Here is a 19,736-nt window from a genome sequence, read left to right as displayed (position 1 = left end):
CATACGGAAGGCAAGAAGGAGAACCACACAGACGCGAAAGGCGAGGCTGGAGTTGGTGGCGGACCCGGAAGCGGAAGACCGCAAGCCGCAGTCGGACGAGGCGAGGAGTGCTTTCAGCCCGCCCGCCGGTGTGGCGGCGCCGGGGGCGGCGGCGGCCGACGAGGAGTCTTCGACGACATCGGAGTTCGCGCTGCCCGTGGGTCTCGACGCACCCCAGCATGCCGGGCCCGAGCAGGGAGGCTCGGCGTTCAGCACGCCGCGCACCTACAGCGCCAAGCAGGCGCCGCCCGCCTTCACACCGGCGACCGGCATCCCCTTGGTCAGCCTGACGAAGGACGCGCCGTGGCAGGACCGGATGCGCACGATGCTGCGCATGCCGGTGACCGAGCGACCCGCGCCCGAACCCGTGCACAAGGAGGACGAGTCGGGGCCCGCCGTCCCGCGCGTCCTCGACCTGACCCTGCGCATCGGCGAACTGCTGCTCGCGGGCGGTGAGGGCGCCGAGGACGTGGAGACGGCGATGTTCGCGGTCTGCCGCTCCTACGGTCTTGACCGCTGCGAGCCGAACGTCACCTTCACCCTGTTGTCGATCTCGCACCAGCCGTCCCTGGTGGACGACCCGGTGACGGCGTCACGGACCGTGCGCCGCCGGGGCACCGACTACACGCGCCTGGCGGCCGTCTTCCGGCTCGTCGACGACCTGAGCGACCCGGAGACCGCGATCTCCCTGGAGGAGGCCTACGGGCGGCTCGCGGAGATCCGGCGCAACCGGCACCCGTATCCCGGCTGGGTACTGACCGCCTCCGGCGGACTGCTCGCCGGTGCGGCCTCCGTGCTCGTCGGCGGTGACGCGATCGTGTTCGTCGCCGCGGCGCTCGGCGCGATGCTGGGCGACCGGCTCGCGTGGCTGTGCGCGGGACGCGGGCTGCCGGAGTTCTACCAGTTCACGGTGGCCGCGATGCCGCCGGCCGCGATAGGGGTCGCGCTCACGCTGGCGCACGTCGATGTGAACGCCTCCGCGGTGATCACCGGTGGGCTCTTCGCGCTGCTGCCGGGGCGGGCCCTCGTCGCGGGGGTGCAGGACGGGCTGACCGGCTTCTACATCACCGCGTCCGCGCGGCTGCTCGAAGTCATGTACTTCTTCGTGGGGATCGTCTCCGGCGTCCTGCTGGTGCTCTATTTCGGCGTGAAGCTGGGCACGCAGCTCAACCCGGACGCGGGGCTGAGCATCTCCGAGCGGCCGCTGATCCAGATCGCCGCGTCCATGCTGCTGTCGCTCACCTTCGCGATCCTGCTCCAGCAGGAACGATCCACCGTCCTCGCGGTGACCCTCAACGGAGGCGTGGCCTGGTCGGTGTACGGGGCGATGCACTACGCGGGCGGCCTCTCGCCGGTGGCCTCCACGGCCGTCGCCGCGGGCCTGGTGGGCCTCTTCGGGCAGCTGCTCTCGCGCTACCGGTTCGCGTCCGCGCTGCCGTACACGACGGCCGCGATCGGGCCCCTGCTGCCCGGTTCGGCGACCTACTTCGGACTGCTGTCGATCGCCCAGAACGAGGTCGACAAGGGCCTGGTGTCTCTCACCAAGGCGGCGGCCCTCGCCATGGCCATCGCGATCGGCGTGAACCTGGGTTCGGAGATCTCGCGGCTGTTCCTGCGCCTGCCGGGCGGCTCCGCCGGCGGGCGGCGGGCCGCCAAGCGGACACGCGGGTTCTGAGGCCCGGTTCCAGGAAGCCCGGTCCACGGAGGACCGGGCGGGCGGCTCAGTTCTGCGTGGGGCCCTGGCCGTAGGGGTACTCCGAGCTGTACCGCTGCTGCGGGTGGCCCTGGGGGTGCTGCTGGGGGTGCTGCTGCGGCGGGTGGGCCTGGCCCTGGTCGTAGCCCTGCTGGTAACCCTGGTCGTACTGCTGCTGGTCGTAGCCGTAGTCCTGGTCCGAGCCGTACGGCTGCTGGTACGTCTGCTGGGGCTGCTGGTACTGCTGCTGGGGCGGGTAGCCGTTGCCCTGATGGCCGTAGCCCTGGCCCTGGTTCCCGTAAGCGTCGTTCCCCTGGTTCCCGTAAGCGTCGTTCCCCTGGTTCCCGTACGACTGGTCCTGCTCCTGGTTCCCGTACGACTGGTCGTGGCCCTGATCGCCGTACGACTGGCCGTGGCCCTGGTCCCCGTACGTCCGGCCGTGGCCCTGGCTGCCGTACGACGGGTCCTGGCCCTCGTGGACCGGCGGCACGCGCAGCGGCCTGGTCGCGTCGTCCATGACGGGCGCGGCGGAACGGGTGTGGGCGGCCGCGGGCTGCGCCGGGACGGGCTCCTGGGGCGGGTTCTTCTTGGCCTGGGAACGGGCGCGCAGGAACTCGATCAAGATCGGGACCACCGAGACGAGCACGATCAGGATCAGGATCAGCTCGATGTTCTTGTTGACGAACTCGATCTTGCCGAGCCAGGAGCCGAGCAGCGTGACGCCCGCGCCCCACATCACGCCGCCGATGACGTTGAAGGTGAGGAAGGGGCGGTACTTCATGCCGCTGACGCCGGCGATGATCGGCGTGAACGTGCGCACGACGGGCACGAAGCGGGCCAGCACCAGGGACTTGGGCCCGTACTTCTCGAAGAACTCGTTGGCCTTGACCACGTTCTCCTGCTTGAACAGGCGGGAGTTCGGGCGGGTGAAGAGCGAGGGCCCGACCTTCTTGCCGAAGAGGTAGCCCGCCTGGTCGCCGAGGACCGCGGCGAGACAGATCAGCGGGATCGCCGCCCACAGCGGGAAGTCCATCGCGCCTGTGGCGATCAGCAGACCACAGGTGAACAGCAGCGAGTCACCCGGCAGGAAGAAGCCGATGAGCAGGCCGGACTCGGCGAAGACGACCAGCAGCAGGCCCCAGATGCCGTAGTTGTCCAGGAGCGTGTTCGGATCCAGCCAGCTGGGACCGAGGGCAAGCGTCATCACGGTTCCGGGCTCCTGAGGGGTGAAGGGAGGTGCGGCGGTCCTGTACGGCGGCCAAAGCTATCAACGCAATGTGTCCACTCCAGGTTCCACCCGTGACTCCAGGATGCACTGTGCGACGACTGGGACAAAGCTGTGGACCATGGGCATCGATGAATACGGCGGCGGCCAGGGTCCCCACGCGGACGTCATGGTCGTCACGACGAACGACGTTCCCGGCCATCGCGTCGAGCAGGTCATCGGCGAGGTCTTCGGCCTCACCGTGCGCTCGCGTCATCTGGGCAGCCAGATCGGCGCGGGCCTGAAGTCGATGATCGGCGGTGAGCTCAAGGGACTCACCAAGACGCTGGTGGAGACCCGCAACCAGGCCATGGAGCGGCTCGTCGAGCAGGCACGCGCGCGTGGCGCCAACGGCGTGCTGATGTTCCGCTTCGACGTGTCGGAGGCGGCGGACGTGGGCACGGAGGTGTGCGCCTACGGCACGGCCGTGGTCCTGGCCAAGGAGTAGCGCGCGCAGGTAAGGGGCGCCCGCAAAGGCGGACGCCCCTTACCTGTGCCGACGACACTGTCTGCGCGGTTCACGGATACCGACGCCACGGCCCGCGTGGGTCACCGATACCGACGGCACCGCCCACGCGGGTCACCGGTTCGGACGGCATCGCCGGCGCGAACGGCACTCGGCCGGACCGGCGCCCGTCGCCGTCACGGACGCCCCCTGGATCAGGCTTCGCGGGAGTGCCGGGCGACGTTCGCGGTGATCGCGTCCCTCAGGTGCTCGGCCAGCCCCGGCCGCCTGGAGTCGTAGAACTCCTTGAACCGCTCGTCGGCGACGTACATGTCACCGAGCCCCTGGTGGATCTCGTAGGTGCACGCGTAGAACCATTTGGTGACGTGCTGCCGGTGCTCCTCGGCCATGTCCATGGCCCGCTCGCCGTCCGGCCGCTCCCCGGCCTCCATCAGGGCGTCGTACCGCTCGCCCCAGGAGGCCACCTCGGCCTGCATGCGCCTCCAGTCGTCCTTGGTGTAGCGGGCGGTGCGGCGCTGCGACTCGGCGTAGGTGTCCGTGCCGCCCCAGCGGCGCTCGGCCTCCTCCGCGTGCGCCTCCGGGTCCTTGTCCCCGAAGACCTCGAACTTCTCCTCGGGCGTGAGGTTGATGCCCATCGTGCGTGCCTCCATGGCGTGCTCCACGGCCGCGGCCATCTTCTGCAGCTTCTCGATCCGGGCGGTCAGCAGGTCGTGCTGGCGGCGCAGATGCGCGCGCGGGTCCGCTTCCGGGTCGTCGAGCAGGGCGGCGACCTCGTCGAGCGGGAAGCCGAGCTCTCGGTAGAACAGGATCTGCTGCAGCCGGTCGAGGTCGGCGTCGTTGTAGCGCCGATGACCCGCATGGCTGCGTTCGCCGGGCGCGAGCAGACCGATCTCGTCGTAGTGGTGCAGCGTGCGCACCGTGACTCCGGCGAATCCGGCGACCTGGCCCACTGAGTAGCTCACTTCCGCTCCTTCCTCGGTACGCCCTTCACGATGAGGCCTGACGTGACGTGAGGTGCAAGTCCGAAGTCCACGGGTCCGGCCGTCGACGCTCGAGATCGGTCCGGCGACGACGCTCGGGATGTTATGTCCGTTTCGCGCGCTTAGGGTGAGCCCGTGACCCACGAAGCGGCTCCCCCGGGACCGGCCCTCACCCGGGCGACGCCCGCACGGACTCTGCTGCCGCTGTTCCTTCCGTCCGTGGTCGTCGGCGCGGTATCGGCCCTTCTCTACGTGGGCGTGAGCAAGCTGGCCGACCAGCTCAAGGACGTTCTCTGGACGGACCTGCCGGACGCGCTCGGCATCGGCGGCTACTCCTCGCTCTGGATGATCGTCATGCTCACCACCACCGGCATCCTGGTCGGTCTGGTGGTGTGGAAGGCGCCGGGGCACGCGGGCCCCGACCCGGCCACCGTGGGGCTCCAGGCGGAGCCGATGGCGCTCTTCATCCTGCCCGGACTGCTGGTGGCGACCGCGCTGATGCTGGCGGGCGGCCCGAGCCTCGGCCCCGAGAACCCGATCATCGCCACCAACGTCGCGCTGGCGTTCTGGGCGGGCCGCAGGTTCGCGCCCGCGGCGCCCGGCCCGTTGTGGGTGATGCTGGCCGAGGCGGGGACGATCGGCGCCCTGTTCGGTACGCCGGTCGCGGCGGCGCTGGTCATCTCCGAGGCGCTCGCCGGGCGGCAGGTGAAGGGACTGTTGTGGGACAACCTCTTCGCGCCGCTGACGGCGGCCTCGGTGGGCTCGATGACCACGGCACTGCTGGGACACGCGAGCTTCGACCTCGATCTGCCCCCGCTCGGCACTCCCGGCTGGGCCGATGTGCTGTCCGCGCTGGTGATCGCCTCCGTGACGGCGGTGCTCGGCATGGCCGGGGTCCGCGCCTTCCCCTACGTCCACAAGGTGTTCTCACTCCTGCGCCATCCCATGGTGGCGCTCCCCGTCGGCGGGCTCGTCCTCGGCCTGCTGGGCTGTCTGGGCGGGCCGCTGACGCTGTTCAAAGGCCTGGACCAGGTCGCCGAGATGGCCCGGAACCCGGACGGCTATTCGGCGGGCCGGTACGCGCTGATGGGCGGGGTGAAGCTGGCCGCGCTGGTCGTCGCGGCGTCCTGCGGGTTCCGGGGCGGCCGGATCTTCCCTGCCGTCTTCATCGGTGCCGCGTTCGGTCTGTGCGCCCACGCGCTCGTGTCGTCGGTCCCGGCGTCGCTGGGCTTGGCCGCGGGGGTGCTGGGCATGCTCCTCGCGACCACCCGGCAGGGCTGGGTGAGCCTGTTCACGGCCGCTGTCCTGGTGTCCTCGCCCACGATCATCGCCCTGCTCTGCATCGCCTCCCTGCCGGCCTGGCTGCTGGTGACCGGACGGCCGCAGATGCAACTGCACGAGGACGGAAGCCCGATCCGGTGAACCGCCGGGCAGCCCTCATCCGATGAACCGGATGAACCGGATGGACCAAAGGGACGCGCCGTCCCGCTGAAGCGTTGGGAGAAGCCATGCCGCTCCATCAGGGCCACCAGAAGCCCGATGACCGCCCGCTCTCCGTCAATCCGTTCTACGGCGAGACCAATCCGGTCAGCGGCATGGTCGAGGCGCCACCGAAGCACCGCCTCCCGGAGGGCCCGCTCCCACCCACGACCGCGCTCCAGCTCGTCCACGACGAGCTCATGCTGGACGGGAACTCCCGGCTGAACCTGGCCACGTTCGTCACCACCTGGATGGAACCGCAGGCCGGGGTCCTGATGGCGGAGTGCCGGGACAAGAACATGATCGACAAGGACGAGTACCCCCGCACGGCCGAGCTGGAGCGGCGCTGCGTGGCGATGCTCGCCGACCTGTGGAACGCGCCGGATCCGTCGGCCGCGGTGGGATGTTCGACGACCGGGTCGAGCGAGGCGTGCATGCTCGCCGGGATGGCGCTGAAGCGGCGCTGGACGCAACGCAACGCGGACCGCTACCCCGGTGCCCGGCCCAACCTCGTCATGGGCGTGAACGTCCAGGTGTGCTGGGAGAAGTTCTGCAACTTCTGGGAGGTCGAGGCCCGCCAGGTCCCCATGGAGGGCGACCGGTTCCACCTCGACCCCCAGGCCGCGGCCGAGCTGTGCGACGAGAACACCATCGGGGTCGTCGGCATCCTCGGCTCCACCTTCGACGGGTCGTACGAACCGATCGAGGAGCTGTGCGCGGCGCTGGACCAGCTCCAGGACCGCACCGGCCTCGACATCCCGGTCCACGTCGACGGCGCGTCCGGGGCGATGATCGCGCCCTTCCTCGACGAGGACCTGGTCTGGGACTTCCGGCTGCCCAGGGTGTCGTCGATCAACACCTCGGGGCACAAGTACGGCCTGGTCTACCCGGGTGTCGGCTGGGCGCTGTGGCGGACGGCGGCCGAGCTGCCGGAGGAACTGGTCTTCCGGGTGAACTACCTGGGCGGCGACATGCCGACCTTCGCGCTCAACTTCTCCCGCCCGGGAGCGCAGGTCGTCGCGCAGTACTACACGTTCCTGCGGCTGGGCCGCGAGGGCTTCCGGGCCGTGCAGCAGACGACCCGGGACGTGGCACGCTCGCTCGCCGAACGCATCGAGTGTCTGGGCGACTTCCGCCTCATCACCCGGGGCGACGAGCTGCCGGTGTTCGCCTTCACCACGGCGCCCGAGGTGACCGCGTACGACGTCTTCGACGTGTCCAGGAGAATGCGCGAGAACGGCTGGCTGCTGCCCGCGTACACCTTCCCCGAGAACCGCCAGGACCTGTCCGTGCTGCGCGTGGTCTGCCGCAACGGCTTCTCGTCGGACCTCGCCGACCTCTTCATCGAGAACCTGTCCCAGCTGCTGCCCGAACTGCGCCGCCAGCCGGGTCCGATGACCCATGACAGGGACGCGGCGACGAGTTTCCACCACTAGGTCGGCTGTCGCGCCGGACCGCTCGCGGCTCTCCGGGAGGAGCCGCGAGCGGTGGGTGGCGGCGAACGCAGGGCCGCGCCGAGTACGAGGGGTCGAATCGCCGGCGGGCCGTCCCGCCGCAGGCCGTCCGGCCTCGGGCGTCCGGCCTCGGGCGTGGGGACCTCAGCCCCAAGAGGTGCCCTGTTCCTGTGCGACCAGCTCGAAAGCCGTCTTGCCGTCCAGGGACTCGCGGATGATGTCGGCGTGCCCGGCGTGGCGAGCCGTCTCGCGGATCAGGTGGAGGGCCAGCCAGCGCATCGAGACGCGGGCGTCGGGCGGGAACCAGGGATCGTTCGGGAGCGCGAAGGTGTCGTCGAGGCTCGGCACCGCGCGCAGGAAAGCCTCCGTCTCGGCGGCGACCTTCTCCCAGTACGCGAGCTGCGAGGCAACCGTCTCGCCGTCGGCGAGGACGAAGCACTCGTGCCAGTTCGACTCGTCCCGCTTCACCGCGGGCGACTCGCCCTTGGCGCGGGCCACCCAGCCCTGCTCGACCTCGGCGACATGCTTGAGCAGCCCCGAAAGGGAGAGTTCACTGGCGCTCGGCCTGCTCGCGGCCTGTTCCTCGGTCAGCCCGAGCAGCGACCGGCGGATACCGCCGCGCTGCTCCTCGATGAAGGCGAGCAGTGCCCCGCGCTCGTCGCCCTGCTCTTCCGCTCGCACATGCGTGACCATGACCGGCCGCCTTTCATCGGGTCCGCCTGACTGACACCGATGACGCTACGGACCCTTGCGGTCAGGTTCTGTCCGCAAGGGTCCGGGCACGCTGAACGATCACGCGAAGGCGTGTCGGAAAGGGTGGAACGGTCAGAAGGGGAAGCGGCTCCGCCCGTGCTGCACCGAGATCCACTTCGTCGTGGTGAAGGAGTCGACCGTCGTCTCACCGTTCAGGCGGCCGATGCCCGAGTGCTTCTCACCGCCGAAGGGGACGAGGGGTTCGTCGTGGACGGTGCCGTCGTTGACGTGGAACATGCCGGTGTCGATCTGCTTGGCGAAGTTCACGCCGCGCTCGATGTCGGCCGTGTGGACGGCGCCGGAGAGTCCGTACGGGGTGTCGTTGACGATCCGGACCGCCTCTTCCTCCCCGTCGAACGGGACGAGGAAGACGACCGGGCCGAAGATCTCCTGCCGGAGCAGGTCCGAGTCGGCGGGGACGCCGGTCAGGACGGAGGGCTCGACCATGTTGTCCGTGGTCGTGCCATGCAGCAGCGCGGTGGCGCCTTCCGCGATCGCCTGCTCGACCACGGTGGAAAGCACGTCCGCCTGGGAGGAGTTGATGACCGGACCGATGACCGTCTGCGGGTCGCTCGGATCGCCGGTCTTCAGCGTCCCGACCTTGGCGACGAACTTCTCGGTGAACTCCGCCTCGATCGACCGGTCCACGAGGACACGGTTCGCGGCCATGCAGACCTGACCCTGGTGGACGAAGCGGCTGAAGACCGCCGCGTCGACCGCGTAGTCGATGTCCGCGTCCTCCAGGACCACCAGGGCACTGTTGCCGCCCAGTTCGAGCACCGAGCGTTTGAAGTTCGCGGCGCAGACCGTGGCGACGTGCCGGCCGACCTTGTCGGAGCCGGTGAAGGAGATGACCTTGGGGACCGGGTGCTCGATGAAGGCGTCGCCGATCTCGGCGATATCGGTGATGACGACGTTGAGGAGACCGCCGGGCAGGCCCGCGTCCTCGAAGATCTTGGCGACCAGGGAGCCGCCGACGATCGGGGTGTTCTGGTGCGGCTTCAGGACCACGCCGTTGCCGAGCGCGAGGGCCGGCGCGACGGACTTGATCGACAGCAGGAAGGGGAAGTTGAAGGGGCTGATGACACCCACGACGCCGACCGGGACGCGGTAGAGGCGGTTCTCCTTGCCGTCGACCGGCGAGGGGATGATCTTCCCCTCGGGGCGCAGCGCCAGCTGGACCGACTCGCGCAGGAACTCCCGGACGAGGTGCAGCTCGAAGGCCGCCTTGAGGCGGGTGCCGCCGAGCTCGGCGATGATCACCTCGGAGATCTCCGCCTCGCGCTCGTCGATGACGGCGAGGGCCTTCTCGAAGACCGCGCGGCGCGCGTACGCGTTCGTCGCGCCCCACTTCTTCTGGGCGCGCTCGGCGGCGCGGTAGGCCTCATCGACCTCGTCGACCGTGGCTATCGTGATCGACGCCAGCTTCTCGCCGTCGTACGGGTTGAAGTCGATGATGTCCCAGGAGCCCGTTCCCGGACGCCACTCGCCGTCGATGTACTGCTGGGCCAGGTCGGTGAAGTAGGACGACATGTGCTCCCTCAATCCCTGTGCTGCCGAGGCAGTCCTTGGCCCGGGTCAGCAGACATCCGATCACGGTCTGATCACACGTCATCGTACTTGTGTTTCAAGGGAGTTGAAGGAGACCAGAGAAGTCCGGGGAAGTCTGTGGACGCTCTCAGGAGAGCTGAAGCAGCCCCCGCAGCAGATCGCGGCTCTCGGACGGCCCCGGGCTGTCCTGCTGCAACTGCTTGAGCGCGCTCTCGTACTGGGTGACGTCCTCGCGCTTGTCCAGGTAGAGCGCGCTGGTGAGCTGCTCCAGGTAGACCACGTCCGACAGGTCGGACTCCGGGAAGCTCAGGATGGTGAAGGAGCCGCTCTCACCGGAGTGCCCGCCGAAGCTGAACGGCATGACCTGAAGCCGTACGTTGGGCTGCTCCGAGACCTCGATCAGATGCTGGAGCTGTCCGCGCATCACCTCGCGGTCGCCGTACGGGCGGCGCAGCGCGGCCTCGTCGAGGACGATGTGGAACTCGGGGGCGTTCTCGGAGACGAGGTACTTCTGGCGCTCCAGGCGCAGGGCCACGCGCCGGTCGACGTCGGCGGCGGAGGCACCCTTCATCCCACGCCGGACGACCGCGTGGGCGTAGGCCTCGGTCTGCAACAGGCCGTGCACGAACTGCACTTCGTACACCCGGATCAGGTGGGCCGCGCCTTCGAGACCGACATAGGTGGGGAACCAGGAGGGCAGGACGTCGGAGTAACTGTGCCACCAGCCCGCGACGTTGGCCTCCTTGGCGAGCGAGACAAGGGAGGTGCGCTCGGCTTCGTCGTTGATGCCGTAGAGCGTCAGCAGGTCCTCGACGTCGCGCGTCTTGAAGCTCACCCTTCCCAACTCCATGCGGCTGATCTTCGATTCGGAGGCGCGGATCGAGTAACCGGCCGCTTCACGGGTGATGCCACGCGCCTCACGCAGGCGCCGCAGATGTGACCCCAGCAGCATGCGCCGCACCACCGAGCCGCTCGACTCACCAGCGCTCACGTTCGTCAGCCTCCCCAACCGTCTTCCAGACGCCGAAGTCTGCCACTAAAACACTTCAAGCAGTACTCGTTCAGTTACGGAAACGGAAAGTAGCCAAAGGTGGAGCACAGAAAAAGACCAGTGGAGCGTCAACAACTGAGAATAAGGTGACGGAAGAAATGAGCAAGAAGTAGGAGAGGAAGGTCCAATTCGGGCGCGTGCACGTGCATCTGCCCTTGCATCTGCTGTACGCATTCGGAACCATGGTCCTCGCGCCACCGCTGCATCGCAACGACCGCGAACACCCGGGAGTGCCTCGCATGGGGACGAATGGATCGACCATGCTCGAACCCTTACGGCAGGGACTTCCGCCTCTCGATCCCGCGGCCGTGTCCAGCGCCGCCTCGTGCGCCCTGCCCGCCCGCTACGAAGCGGTGCGCGAGGCCCGCCAGTTCACCCGAGGAACGCTGGACCAGTGGGAGATCGGCGACCGTTTCGACGACGTCTGCCTGGTGGTCTCCGAGCTCGTCACCAACGCCCTGCGGCACGCGCTGCCCTCGGACACGCCCCGCAAGGACGATCAAGGGCCGCCCGTACGGCTGCACTTGATGCGGTGGACCTCACGTCTGGTGTGCGCCGTACGCGACCCCAGCCACGAAAGTCCGGTCGCCGGCGACTCGGACGACTTCGCGGCGGAGTCGGGGCGCGGCCTCTTCCTGGTCGACTCGTTCTCGGACAGCTGGGGCTGGCACCCGCTCGCCGGAACACTCAGCGGCAAGGTCGTATGGGCGCTGTTCCGGCTGGGGTCCCAGCCGGGGACGGCCGCGCTCCCCTCCGAATGACGAACCGCGGCGCCTTTTGGCGCCGCGGTTCTACGCGCGTTACAGAACGCTGCGTGACGCTCACCCTCGGTTGACGTCACCCTTCCCGCAGGCGGCCTTCCCACAGCCACCCATGCCGTGACCGGCTCTCCCGCGACCGGCCCATTGCGGACGGCTCACGATCACGGCCGTCAGCCGGCGATCAGGTGATCGAACTCGCCGTCCTTGATGCCCAGCAGCATCGCCTCGATCTCGGCGCGCGTGTAGACGAGCGCGGGTCCCTCGGGGAACCGCGAGTTCCGCACGGCCACGTCACCGCCGGGCAGCCGCGCGAACTCCACGCAGGAACCTTGCGAGTTGCTGTGCCGGCTCTTCTGCCAGGCGACGCCGTCCAGCTCGGTCGCAGCCATGCCGTTGTGCACGAATTCAGCCATACCGTTGTACACGTCATCCACGTCGAACACGTCGTGGTCCACAGGTCGCTCCCCGGTCGTGCAGTGGCTGAGGTGGCCATAGATGCAGTAGTCAACTGACTCGGATCATAGCTCTGTTCATGTGCAGATGCATGGGCAGATGCACGTGCACACGGGGTGGTCCTGCGGTTACAGCTTTTACCGGTCCTTGACTACCGGCTGTCGTCCGCCCGACTACGGTCTGCAGCTCACCGGAGTGCGGGACGAACTACATCTGGTCCAGCGCATTCCCCAGAGATCGCATCACATGCGACCTCCAGCCCCCGTCCATGATCTTCCGCGCCATCATCTGTGCGGGATCGTCCGGATCGAATCCCTCGTGTACTAGGAAGAGACGCGTACCGCGCCCTTCCTGTTCCAGTGTCCAGGTAATGGTCCAGTCCGCAGGACGGGCCGCGGTCGCGTCCGCCCACCGGACGCTCAGCATCCGCTGCGGCTCATAGGCGAGAACGCGCACGTCAACCGTGCCGGAGAAGTTCGCGTTGGGGCGGGGGACCGCGGTCAGCGTGTACCGGTGGCCGACTTCGAGCCGGAAGTCCTCGGACCCCGGCATCTGCCACTGCGCGAGCAGCTCGGGCTCGGTGAGCGCACGCCAGACCTTGGCGGGCGGATGCGGCAGGAACTGATCGACGCGGATGGTCGTGAGGTCGTCCTCGGCCACAGGGTCCAGGCCTTGCGGACCGGGGTTCACGCCCTCTGCGCCAGGGTTCGTGCCCTCTGGACCGGAGTTCGTGCCGTGCGGGTCGGGGTTCATGCCGTGCGGGGCATGGCTCGCACCTTGCGGTTCACGGTTCGTGCCTTGCGGTTCTGGGTTGGCGCCGTGCGGGTCGTGGTTCGCGCCTTGCGGGTCGTGGTTCATGTCTCGGCATCGTCGGGCATGCGGTCCAGGAGATCGCCGAGACCCCTCAGCCTGTCGCGCCAGAACCGCTCGTACGGATGGAGCCAGTCCTGTACGTCGGCGAGCGGGGCGGCCTCCAGGCGGTAGATCCGCTGTCGGCCCGCGCGCTCCTCGGACACGAGTCCGGCCTCCCGGAGCACCTTGAGGTGTTCCGAGAGGCTGGGGCGGCGCATGGCGAAGTGGTCGGCCAGGGCCTGAACGGGCTGAGGCCCCTGCTCGCGCAGCAGCCGGAGCACCTCACGACGGGTGGCGTTGGCGAGAGCGGCGAAGAGCTGGTCCTCGCGGGCGGTGGGAGTTTCGGCGGGGACCCCGGCGGGAGCTCCGTCGCCGGCGAGTGCTCCGGCGAGCGCTCCGGTTTCCGGTTCGGCCTCAACCACTGGTCCGGTCCGGGCTACTCGTCCCGGACGGGTCACTGCCACCGGCCCGGCCCCGGCTTCCGGCCCGGCCCCGGCTTCCGGCCCGGCCCCGGCTTCCGGGCCGGCCCCCGCTTCCGGCCCGGACCCGGCTTCCGGGCCGGACCCGGCTCCGATCTCCGGGTCGGCTTCCGACCCGGTCCCGGCTCCGACTCGGGTCCCGGCCCTGGTCCCCGTCATGGCGCGCTCACACCCTTCACTCCTGCTCCGAGGCCGTCCCCGGAGCCTTCTCCGTGATCAGCATCAGACCGTTGCCGTCCCGGTCGCGGAACGAGGCCATGCGGCCCCAGGGGAGGTCGTCGGGACCCTCCACCGCGACACCCGCGGCGGCGAGCCGCGCGCAGTCGGCGTCGACATCGGTCGTGACCAACATGATCCCCCGGGTCTCGCCGGGCGTGAAACTCCCCATGCCCGGACCCGAGAGAGTGAAGACGGTCTGCGCCCCCGCGGGCGCCACCTGGAGCCACCGGCCGGGCGGCATGTCCAGGTCGGCAGTGACCTCGAAGCCGAGGACGTCCGTGTAGAAGCGCAGGGCCCGGTCCTGGTCGGCGACGGGCAGCGTGACGAAGGAGGCGTGGGTGATGTTCATGGAGCCAGCATAGGTAGGAGATTCCCTACGCGTCAATCGTAGGAAATCTCCTACCTATAGAGCCCGCCGCCAGTGCACCGCCTCCAGCCCTCGCCGGTGTAAGGCCTCCGGCCCCGTCGGTGCACCGCCTCCAGCCCTCGCCGGTGTAAAGCCTCCGGCCCCGTCGGTGCACGGCCCCGCCTCGGGTCCTCGTCGGCGCCCGGCCCCCGCCCGGGTCCCTGTCTCGGCGCACGGCGCATCTCGAGTCCCCCCTGCGGACGGATGTCCCCGACCCCTCCGCCCTTTCGACCCGACCCAGTTGAATGTCCGTGAGCAAACGCACGCCGGATTCCCCACGAGGACCCCCAGGTCCTCCTGGTAACTTGCTGCGATCGTTCGGGCGACCCGCATCCAACCCACCCTTGGGGGCTTCAGTGACTACGGCGACCTTCCCGTCCCGCCAGGCGCGTATCGCGGCCGCGACCGCGGGACTGGCGGCGGCGCTCGTGCTGACCGGTTGCAGCAGCGGGGGCGACGACTCCGGGGACGCGTCCGCGAGCCCGAGCGCGTCCGCCACGGACGGCACCGGTACGGGCGGCGGCTCCGGAAGTACGCCCCCCGCGGGCGGCAAGCTCCAGGGCAGCTGGCTCACCACCGCGGGCGGCAAGGCCGTGGTCCTCATGATCAACGGCAAGCAGGCGGGCCTCTTCGCGACCGGCGGCACCGTGTGCAGCGGCACCACGTCCGACGAGGCGAGCATGCAGATGATCCGCCTCGCCTGTACGGACGGCAGCAAGAAGCGCGCCGTCGGCATGGTCGACTCCGTCAGCGGTACGACCCTGAAGGTCACCTGGCAGGGCGGCCTCGGCAAGGAGACGTACACCAAGAGCGAGGGCGGAAAGCTGCCCACGGGCCTGCCCACGGCGGGTCTGGGCTCCTGATCCCGCGAACCTCACGAGCCTGGACGCCCGGAGCCGGTTCATTCCGTCAGCGCATTTCCGTCAGTGCATTTCCGTCAGTGCATACGCGTCAGCGCGTTCCGGCGATCCAGGCTTCCGGCCTTCCGGCCTTCCGGCGGACGGTCCAATCCGGCGGTCCGTTACGACAGTGCGGGGAAGATCCACGGACAATAGCGGGCGATATCGGTCCCGGGCGGGTGAACGGCCAGGGGCGCGCAACCTCGGCGGGCCCGAGTGCGTGATGATCCATGCACATCGTCACGACTCCCAGGGGAACCCATGCGCGCTCTGCCCATCGCCGTCACCGTCCTCACGGCGGCCCTCGCTCTGACCTCCTGCGACGGCGGCGGCTCCGGCAGCTCCAGCAGTTCCGGGAAATCCGGTGATTCGGCCGGCTCCGCGAAGAAGGCCACCGTCGCGGCCTGCGTGATCGGTGACGCCGGCATCCAGGTCGGTCCCGCGAACGCCGCGACGGCCGCAGGGGACACGGGCAACATCCCGGTCACCCTCACCAACAAGGGCGCCCAGTGCACCCTGAAGGGCTTCCCCGGGCTCTCCGTTCAGGCGGGCGACACCTCGGCGGACATCGCCGCGGACAAGTCCGCGGAGCCGGAGCAGCTGACCCTCGCCAAGGGCGACACCGCGTCCTTCACCATCACCTACGTACGGGGCGCGGAGGGCGACGCGAAGACCCTCGCCGTGAAGACGCTGAAGATCGGCCTGCCCGGCGCCGACACGACGCAGAGCTTCCCGTGGTCGTACGGCCCGGTCGCGGGCAAGGGCTCGGCGAGCGAGCCGAACGCCTCCGTGACGCCGTTCCAGCACGCGGGCGACTGACGAGCGATCACCCGCCGGGCTTGCGGAACGGCCGGGCCCGTACGGGAACGGCCGGACCACTGGGGGTCCGACCGGACACCTGGGGGACCGGCCAAGCTCCTCACGGGAGCGGTCGTCGACCCCGGACCTGCGCCCGGTCGGCCGCCGCGGCACCCTCGTGCCATCCGGCCTCGTCGGTGACCCCGCGCATCCGGGTGGTCACGGTTTTCGGGAACATCTGGTCCAGGTGGTCCGCGACCGCCACGTCACGGGCGGCGAGCACCGGAAGCAACTCCCCCTCCGTGGCGGTCACCTGGTCCTCGGTGACCGACGCGAGCCGGTCGCCGATCCGGTGCGCGTACGCGGCGAGGAACGACTGCCGGAACGTCTTCGTACGCTTGCGGCCGCCCGCACGCTGCGCCGCCTCCGCCTTCGTCATCGCCGCCGTGGCCTGCACAAGGAGCGAGGTGTAGAGAAGCTCGACGGCTTCCAGGTCGGGTTCGAAGCCGACCACGGTCGAGAAACAGAGAGCGTCGTTCCACACGGCCCGGCAGCGGTTCGCCCCCGCCACCGCGTCCAGGAGCACGGCCTTGGCCGTCTCGTACGGCGGCTCGACGCCGATACGGCAGGCGCCGGGCGCGTCCTTCGCGTGGGTCCGGGCCGCGAGCAGCGCCTCGTCGATGCTGTGCCGCGCCATCAGCTCCTGTGCCTTGGCGCTGAGCGCCTCCGCCTCCTCCGGGAACCCGGTCGCCTCCGCCTTCGCGAGCAGGGCGCGGATACGGGTGAGCATGCGCGTCTCCCGGGGGGCGGCCACCGTGGCCGGCACCCTCGGCGGGTCCAGCGGCTCGATGGAGGGCAGGCGCAGGAGCAGGCGGTAGAGCTCCAGGGCGGCGGTGGCGCGGGAGAAGCGGTCGGTGCGAATGTCGTGGGGCTCGGCCTCCAGCTCTTCGAGCTGGGCCGCCCAGCGCGCGCCCCGGGGCGAGCGGTCGCCCCTGCTCTCCGCGAGGATCAAGGACGTCACCAGGCGTACGTGTACGTCGTCCAGGTCGCGCCGCACGATCCGTACGACATCGGCGGGCTGCCAGCCGCGCCGCCAGGCCGCCGCGACGAACTCCTCACCGCGCCGGGCCAGTTCGGCGTCGGAGGCCGGGTCGGTGGCGAGCAGGGAGGCGCCGGTGTCGAGGGCCGCGTCGGAGTCGGCGTAGAGGGCGGCCCCGAAGGCGCGCTCCACGGTGCTGGACGTACTCATCCCCCGATCGTGTCACGGGCCGGTCGGGGGCCGGAGTACGGCCTGGCGCTGTAGCCGTCGGCTCGTCCACACCCTGTGGACAGCGCATCGGCCGCCGAACGCGGGACGCCAAGTGTCAACTTCGGGTTGACACCCTCTAGACTGTCAACCTAACGTTGACACATGACGACGAACCCACCCGGCAAGGCATCCGTGCGACTCGACGACCTCATCGAGGCCATCAAGAAAGTGCACAGCGACGCGCTCGACCAGCTCCAGGACGCGGTGATCGCGGCTGATCACCTGGGCGACGTGGCCGACCATCTGATCGGGCACTTCGTGGACCAGGCACGGCGTTCGGGGGCGTCCTGGACCGACATCGGCAGGAGCATGGGCGTCACCCGGCAGGCCGCGCAGAAGCGGTTCGTGCCGAAGGCGGAGGCGGACCTCGACCCCAGCCAGGGGTTCGGCCGCTACACCGAGCGGGCCCGCAAGGCCGTGATGGTCGCGCACAACGAGTCCAAGGCCCTGGGCGGGACCGAAGGGCTGCCCGAGCACCTCGTCCTCGGCCTGCTCAGCGAGCCCGACGCGCTCGGCGCGCGGGCGATCACGGCGCAGGGCGTCTCCCTTGACGCCGTCCGCGAGGCCGCCGTCGCCGCGCTCCCGCCCGCCGCCGACGAGGTCCCCGAACTGGTCCCGTACGGCCCGGCCGCCAAGAAGGTCCTGGAGCTCACCTTCCGCGAGGCCCTCCGCCTCGGCCACAACTACGTCGGCACCGAGCACATCCTGCTCGCCCTGCTGGAGTTCGAGAACGGCGAAGGCGTTCTCAGCAGCGCAGGCGTCGACAAGGCGGCGACCGAGGCGCACATCGGGCACATGATCGAAGAGATCGTGAAGGAGAGGACGGAGGCGCAGGCGCAGACGGAGGGCAAGCCCGAGGGGACGTCGGACGGGCACCCCGAGGGGAACGGATAGGGAAGTGCCGTGGCCGGCGGCGCACTACGGGCTGCGGGCTTACGGGCCACCGCCACGGGCTACGAGCTACGGGCTACGAGCTGCGCACTACGGGCCACGGTGGGCTCACAAGCTGCGGGCCGCGTCGCCGGACGGCATTGTCAGACCCTCCTGCGAGACTCGGAAGCATGACCGAGCGCTGGGCTCTCGCGCCGGCCGAGGACGGTGGTGCGGAGATCGCCGCCCTCGGCCCGGACGGGCTGCCCACGGGACCGGTCCGCCGGGAGGCGGACCTCGCGGAGGCCGTGAGGACACGGCCGGACGTGAGCCGGTGGGTGTGGCGGTCGACGGCCGATGTCTACCCGCGACTGCTCGCCACGGGGGTGCGAGTCGAGCGGTGTTACGACATGGAGGCCGCCGAGACCCTGCTGCTCGGACATGAGGGGCGGCTCGGCGAGCCCCGGTCGGCGGCCGCCGCGCTGGCGAGACTGCGCGGCGGCCCCGTGCCGCCGGACCCGCCGCAGCGTTCCGCCGAGCCCGGTTCGCAGTCCTCCCTCTTCGAACCGCGCCCGGTGCGCGTACCGCTGTCGGATCTCCTCGCGGTCTACGCCGACCAGCAGCGCCGCCATGACACGACCGCGTACCCGGAGCGGATGCGGCTGCTGACGGCATCCGAGTCCGCGGGGATGCTCGTCGCCGCCGAGATGAACCAGGCGGGGCTGCCGTGGAGCGCGGACGTCCACCGGGAGGTGCTGCACGAACTGCTCGGCGAGCGGTACACCGGGGGCGGTGAGCCCCGGCGCCTCGCCGAGCTCACCGAGGAGGTGTCCGCCGCCTTCGGGAGACGGGTCAGACCCGATCTGCCGGCCGACGTCGTCAAGGCGTTCGCCCAGGCCGGGATCAAGGTCAAGTCCACCCGGCGGTGGGAGATCGAGTCGATCGACCATCCGGCCGTGAAGCCGCTGATCGAGCACAAGAAGCTGTACCGGATCTGGGTCGCCCACGGCTGGTCCTGGCTCCAGGACTGGGTGCGCGACGGGCGGTTCCGGCCCGAGTACCTGCCGGGCGGGACGGTCACCGGACGCTGGGTGACGAACGGCGGCGGCGCCCTCCAGATCCCCAAGGTGATCCGGCGTGCCGTCGTCGCCGACCCCGGCTGGCGACTGGTCGTCGCCGACGCCGACCAGATGGAGCCCCGGGTCCTCGCGGCCATCTCGCGCGACCCCGGCCTGATGGAGGTCGCGGGCCGCGAGAGCGACCTCTACCAGTCGGTGTCGGACCGGGCCTTCTCCGGCGACCGCGCGCAGGCCAAACTCGCCGTGCTCGGCGCCGTCTACGGCCAGACGTCGGGCGACGGGCTGAAGAACCTCGCCCTGCTCCGCCGCCGTTTCCCCAAGGCCGTGGCCTACGTGGACGACGCGGCCCGCGCGGGCGAGGAGGGGCGCCTCGTGCGGACCTGGCTGGGGCGGACCTGCCCTCCGGCGGCCGGGACGGGCGACGACAGCGGGGAAGAGGCGGGCATCCCGCAGGACGATCCCGTCGACACCGCCGTCGACCAGGGCTGGGTGCCGGGTTACGCCTCCTCCGACTCCCGTGCCCGCGGACGGTTCGCCCGCAACTTCGTCGTGCAGGGCAGTGCCGCCGACTGGGCCCTGCTGGTGCTGGCGGCACTGCGCCGCACCTGCTCCCAACTCGCCGCCGAACTGGTCTTCTTCCAGCACGACGAGGTGATCGTGCACTGCCCCGCCGAGGAGGCCGACATCGTGGTGGCCGCCATCCGCGACGCCGCCGAACTCGCGGGCCGCCTCACCTTCGGGGAGACGCCGGTGCGGTTTCCGTTCACGACGGCGGTCGTGCAGTGTTACGCGGACGCGAAATAGCGCGTCCGCGCGGCCTTCCGCGCCTCCGGTGCCGGATCCCCGGCGGGACGGCGCGGGAGATCACCGATGGAGTCGAC

At 70.0% G+C, this 19,736-nt stretch carries 19 protein-coding genes; 9 read left to right on the top strand and 10 right to left on the bottom strand.

Features of this window, described 5'->3' with window-relative positions; genetic code table 11:
• Positions 1–55: 55 nt before the first annotated feature.
• Positions 56–1,714: a threonine/serine exporter family protein gene (locus ACZ4N5_RS02770; RefSeq protein ID WP_467755319.1), complete on the top strand. Its 1,659-nt coding sequence runs from the start codon at positions 56–58 to the stop codon at positions 1,712–1,714.
• Between the two features lie 46 nt (positions 1,715–1,760).
• Here the strand turns inward: ACZ4N5_RS02770 and ACZ4N5_RS02765 are convergent, their stop codons facing one another.
• Positions 1,761–2,939, bottom strand: coding sequence for a DedA family protein (locus ACZ4N5_RS02765; RefSeq protein ID WP_467755318.1), 1,179 nt, complete (start codon positions 2,937–2,939; stop codon positions 1,761–1,763).
• A 139-nt stretch (positions 2,940–3,078) separates the two neighbouring features.
• On the opposite strand from ACZ4N5_RS02765, the gene ACZ4N5_RS02760 reads away from it, so the two are divergent.
• A complete protein-coding gene (locus ACZ4N5_RS02760) occupies positions 3,079–3,444 on the top strand; it encodes a YbjQ family protein (protein WP_467755317.1) in 366 nt (121 codons plus the stop codon).
• A gap of 212 nt (positions 3,445–3,656) precedes the next feature.
• Here the strand turns inward: ACZ4N5_RS02760 and ACZ4N5_RS02755 are convergent, their stop codons facing one another.
• On the bottom strand, positions 3,657–4,424 hold the full coding sequence (locus tag ACZ4N5_RS02755) for a MerR family transcriptional regulator (RefSeq protein WP_467755316.1): 768 nt from the start codon (positions 4,422–4,424) through the stop codon (positions 3,657–3,659).
• 153 nt (positions 4,425–4,577) lie between these two features.
• Between ACZ4N5_RS02755 and ACZ4N5_RS02750 the strand changes: the two genes are divergently transcribed.
• Positions 4,578–5,864, top strand: coding sequence for an ion channel protein (locus ACZ4N5_RS02750; protein ID WP_467755315.1), 1,287 nt, complete (start codon positions 4,578–4,580; stop codon positions 5,862–5,864).
• Positions 5,865–5,950: 86 nt separating this feature from the next.
• A complete protein-coding gene (locus ACZ4N5_RS02745; RefSeq protein WP_467755314.1) occupies positions 5,951–7,357 on the top strand; it encodes a glutamate decarboxylase in 1,407 nt (468 codons plus the stop codon).
• 162 nt (positions 7,358–7,519) lie between these two features.
• Here the strand turns inward: ACZ4N5_RS02745 and ACZ4N5_RS02740 are convergent, their stop codons facing one another.
• The 3 genes from ACZ4N5_RS02740 to ACZ4N5_RS02730 form a co-directional block, all read right to left on the bottom strand.
• Positions 7,520–8,068, bottom strand: a complete 549-nt coding sequence (locus ACZ4N5_RS02740) for a DinB family protein (protein ID WP_467755313.1) — start codon at positions 8,066–8,068, stop codon at positions 7,520–7,522.
• Positions 8,069–8,200: 132 nt separating this feature from the next.
• The gene (locus tag ACZ4N5_RS02735) at positions 8,201–9,661 is read right to left on the bottom strand and encodes an aldehyde dehydrogenase family protein (protein ID WP_467755312.1); all 1,461 of its coding nucleotides are present in this window, start codon (positions 9,659–9,661) and stop codon (positions 8,201–8,203) included.
• A 145-nt stretch (positions 9,662–9,806) separates the two neighbouring features.
• Positions 9,807–10,631: a helix-turn-helix domain-containing protein gene (locus ACZ4N5_RS02730; protein WP_266765787.1), complete on the bottom strand. Its 825-nt coding sequence runs from the start codon at positions 10,629–10,631 to the stop codon at positions 9,807–9,809.
• Positions 10,632–10,969: 338 nt separating this feature from the next.
• Between ACZ4N5_RS02730 and ACZ4N5_RS02725 the strand changes: the two genes are divergently transcribed.
• On the top strand, positions 10,970–11,491 hold the full coding sequence (locus ACZ4N5_RS02725) for an ATP-binding protein (RefSeq protein WP_467755311.1): 522 nt from the start codon (positions 10,970–10,972) through the stop codon (positions 11,489–11,491).
• 170 nt (positions 11,492–11,661) lie between these two features.
• Here ACZ4N5_RS02725 and ACZ4N5_RS02720 read toward each other — a convergent pair whose 3' ends face one another.
• The 4 genes from ACZ4N5_RS02720 to ACZ4N5_RS02705 all read right to left on the bottom strand — a co-directional run bounded on the left by ACZ4N5_RS02720 (position 11,662) and on the right by ACZ4N5_RS02705 (position 13,843).
• Positions 11,662–11,946, bottom strand: coding sequence for a DUF397 domain-containing protein (locus ACZ4N5_RS02720; protein WP_467755310.1), 285 nt, complete (start codon positions 11,944–11,946; stop codon positions 11,662–11,664).
• Positions 11,947–12,151: 205 nt separating this feature from the next.
• Positions 12,152–12,613 (bottom strand): SRPBCC family protein, encoded by a 462-nt coding sequence (locus ACZ4N5_RS02715; protein WP_467755397.1) that lies wholly within the window; start codon positions 12,611–12,613, stop codon positions 12,152–12,154.
• A gap of 185 nt (positions 12,614–12,798) precedes the next feature.
• Positions 12,799–13,218: an ArsR/SmtB family transcription factor gene (locus ACZ4N5_RS02710; RefSeq protein WP_467755309.1), complete on the bottom strand. Its 420-nt coding sequence runs from the start codon at positions 13,216–13,218 to the stop codon at positions 12,799–12,801.
• Between the two features lie 232 nt (positions 13,219–13,450).
• Entirely contained in the window at positions 13,451–13,843 is a 393-nt protein-coding gene (locus ACZ4N5_RS02705; protein WP_467755308.1) for a VOC family protein, read from the bottom strand.
• A 413-nt stretch (positions 13,844–14,256) separates the two neighbouring features.
• On the opposite strand from ACZ4N5_RS02705, the gene ACZ4N5_RS02700 reads away from it, so the two are divergent.
• Together ACZ4N5_RS02700 and ACZ4N5_RS02695 are read left to right on the top strand one after the other, a co-directional pair.
• Positions 14,257–14,763 (top strand): hypothetical protein, encoded by a 507-nt coding sequence (locus tag ACZ4N5_RS02700; RefSeq protein WP_467755307.1) that lies wholly within the window; start codon positions 14,257–14,259, stop codon positions 14,761–14,763.
• Between the two features lie 297 nt (positions 14,764–15,060).
• Positions 15,061–15,618 (top strand): DUF4232 domain-containing protein, encoded by a 558-nt coding sequence (locus ACZ4N5_RS02695; protein WP_467755306.1) that lies wholly within the window; start codon positions 15,061–15,063, stop codon positions 15,616–15,618.
• A gap of 100 nt (positions 15,619–15,718) precedes the next feature.
• Here ACZ4N5_RS02695 and ACZ4N5_RS02690 read toward each other — a convergent pair whose 3' ends face one another.
• Positions 15,719–16,846 carry a DUF2786 domain-containing protein gene (locus ACZ4N5_RS02690; RefSeq protein WP_467755305.1) on the bottom strand — a complete coding sequence of 376 codons (1,128 nt, stop codon included), beginning with the start codon at positions 16,844–16,846 and terminating at the stop codon, positions 15,719–15,721.
• A gap of 162 nt (positions 16,847–17,008) precedes the next feature.
• Between ACZ4N5_RS02690 and ACZ4N5_RS02685 the strand changes: the two genes are divergently transcribed.
• Positions 17,009–17,800 carry a Clp protease N-terminal domain-containing protein gene (locus tag ACZ4N5_RS02685; protein WP_467755304.1) on the top strand — a complete coding sequence of 264 codons (792 nt, stop codon included), beginning with the start codon at positions 17,009–17,011 and terminating at the stop codon, positions 17,798–17,800.
• Between the two features lie 167 nt (positions 17,801–17,967).
• Entirely contained in the window at positions 17,968–19,659 is a 1,692-nt protein-coding gene (locus ACZ4N5_RS02680) for a bifunctional 3'-5' exonuclease/DNA polymerase (protein ID WP_467755303.1), read from the top strand.
• Positions 19,660–19,736: the final 77 nt, after the last annotated feature.

It is taken from the genome of Streptomyces sp. NPDC026500, assembly GCF_055567635.1.
The sequence above is the reverse complement of the archived record's forward strand: the minus strand, read 5'-3'. Positions and strand labels throughout refer to the sequence as shown.

Coding starts and splice junctions, on each gene's coding strand:
- ACZ4N5_RS02735 (WP_467755312.1), bottom strand. CDS start 9,661: ATGTCGTCCTACTTCACCGACCTGGCCCAGCAGTACATCGACGGCGAG.
- ACZ4N5_RS02760 (WP_467755317.1), top strand. CDS start 3,079: ATGGGCATCGATGAATACGGCGGCGGCCAGGGTCCCCACGCGGACGTC.
- ACZ4N5_RS02740 (WP_467755313.1), bottom strand. CDS start 8,068: ATGGTCACGCATGTGCGAGCGGAAGAGCAGGGCGACGAGCGCGGGGCA.
- ACZ4N5_RS02745 (WP_467755314.1), top strand. CDS start 5,951: ATGCCGCTCCATCAGGGCCACCAGAAGCCCGATGACCGCCCGCTCTCC.
- ACZ4N5_RS02695 (WP_467755306.1), top strand. CDS start 15,061: ATGCGCGCTCTGCCCATCGCCGTCACCGTCCTCACGGCGGCCCTCGCT.
- ACZ4N5_RS02705 (WP_467755308.1), bottom strand. CDS start 13,843: ATGAACATCACCCACGCCTCCTTCGTCACGCTGCCCGTCGCCGACCAG.
- ACZ4N5_RS02725 (WP_467755311.1), top strand. CDS start 10,970: ATGGGGACGAATGGATCGACCATGCTCGAACCCTTACGGCAGGGACTT.
- ACZ4N5_RS02685 (WP_467755304.1), top strand. CDS start 17,009: ATGACGACGAACCCACCCGGCAAGGCATCCGTGCGACTCGACGACCTC.
- ACZ4N5_RS02680 (WP_467755303.1), top strand. CDS start 17,968: ATGACCGAGCGCTGGGCTCTCGCGCCGGCCGAGGACGGTGGTGCGGAG.
- ACZ4N5_RS02690 (WP_467755305.1), bottom strand. CDS start 16,846: ATGAGTACGTCCAGCACCGTGGAGCGCGCCTTCGGGGCCGCCCTCTAC.
- ACZ4N5_RS02730 (WP_266765787.1), bottom strand. CDS start 10,631: ATGCTGCTGGGGTCACATCTGCGGCGCCTGCGTGAGGCGCGTGGCATC.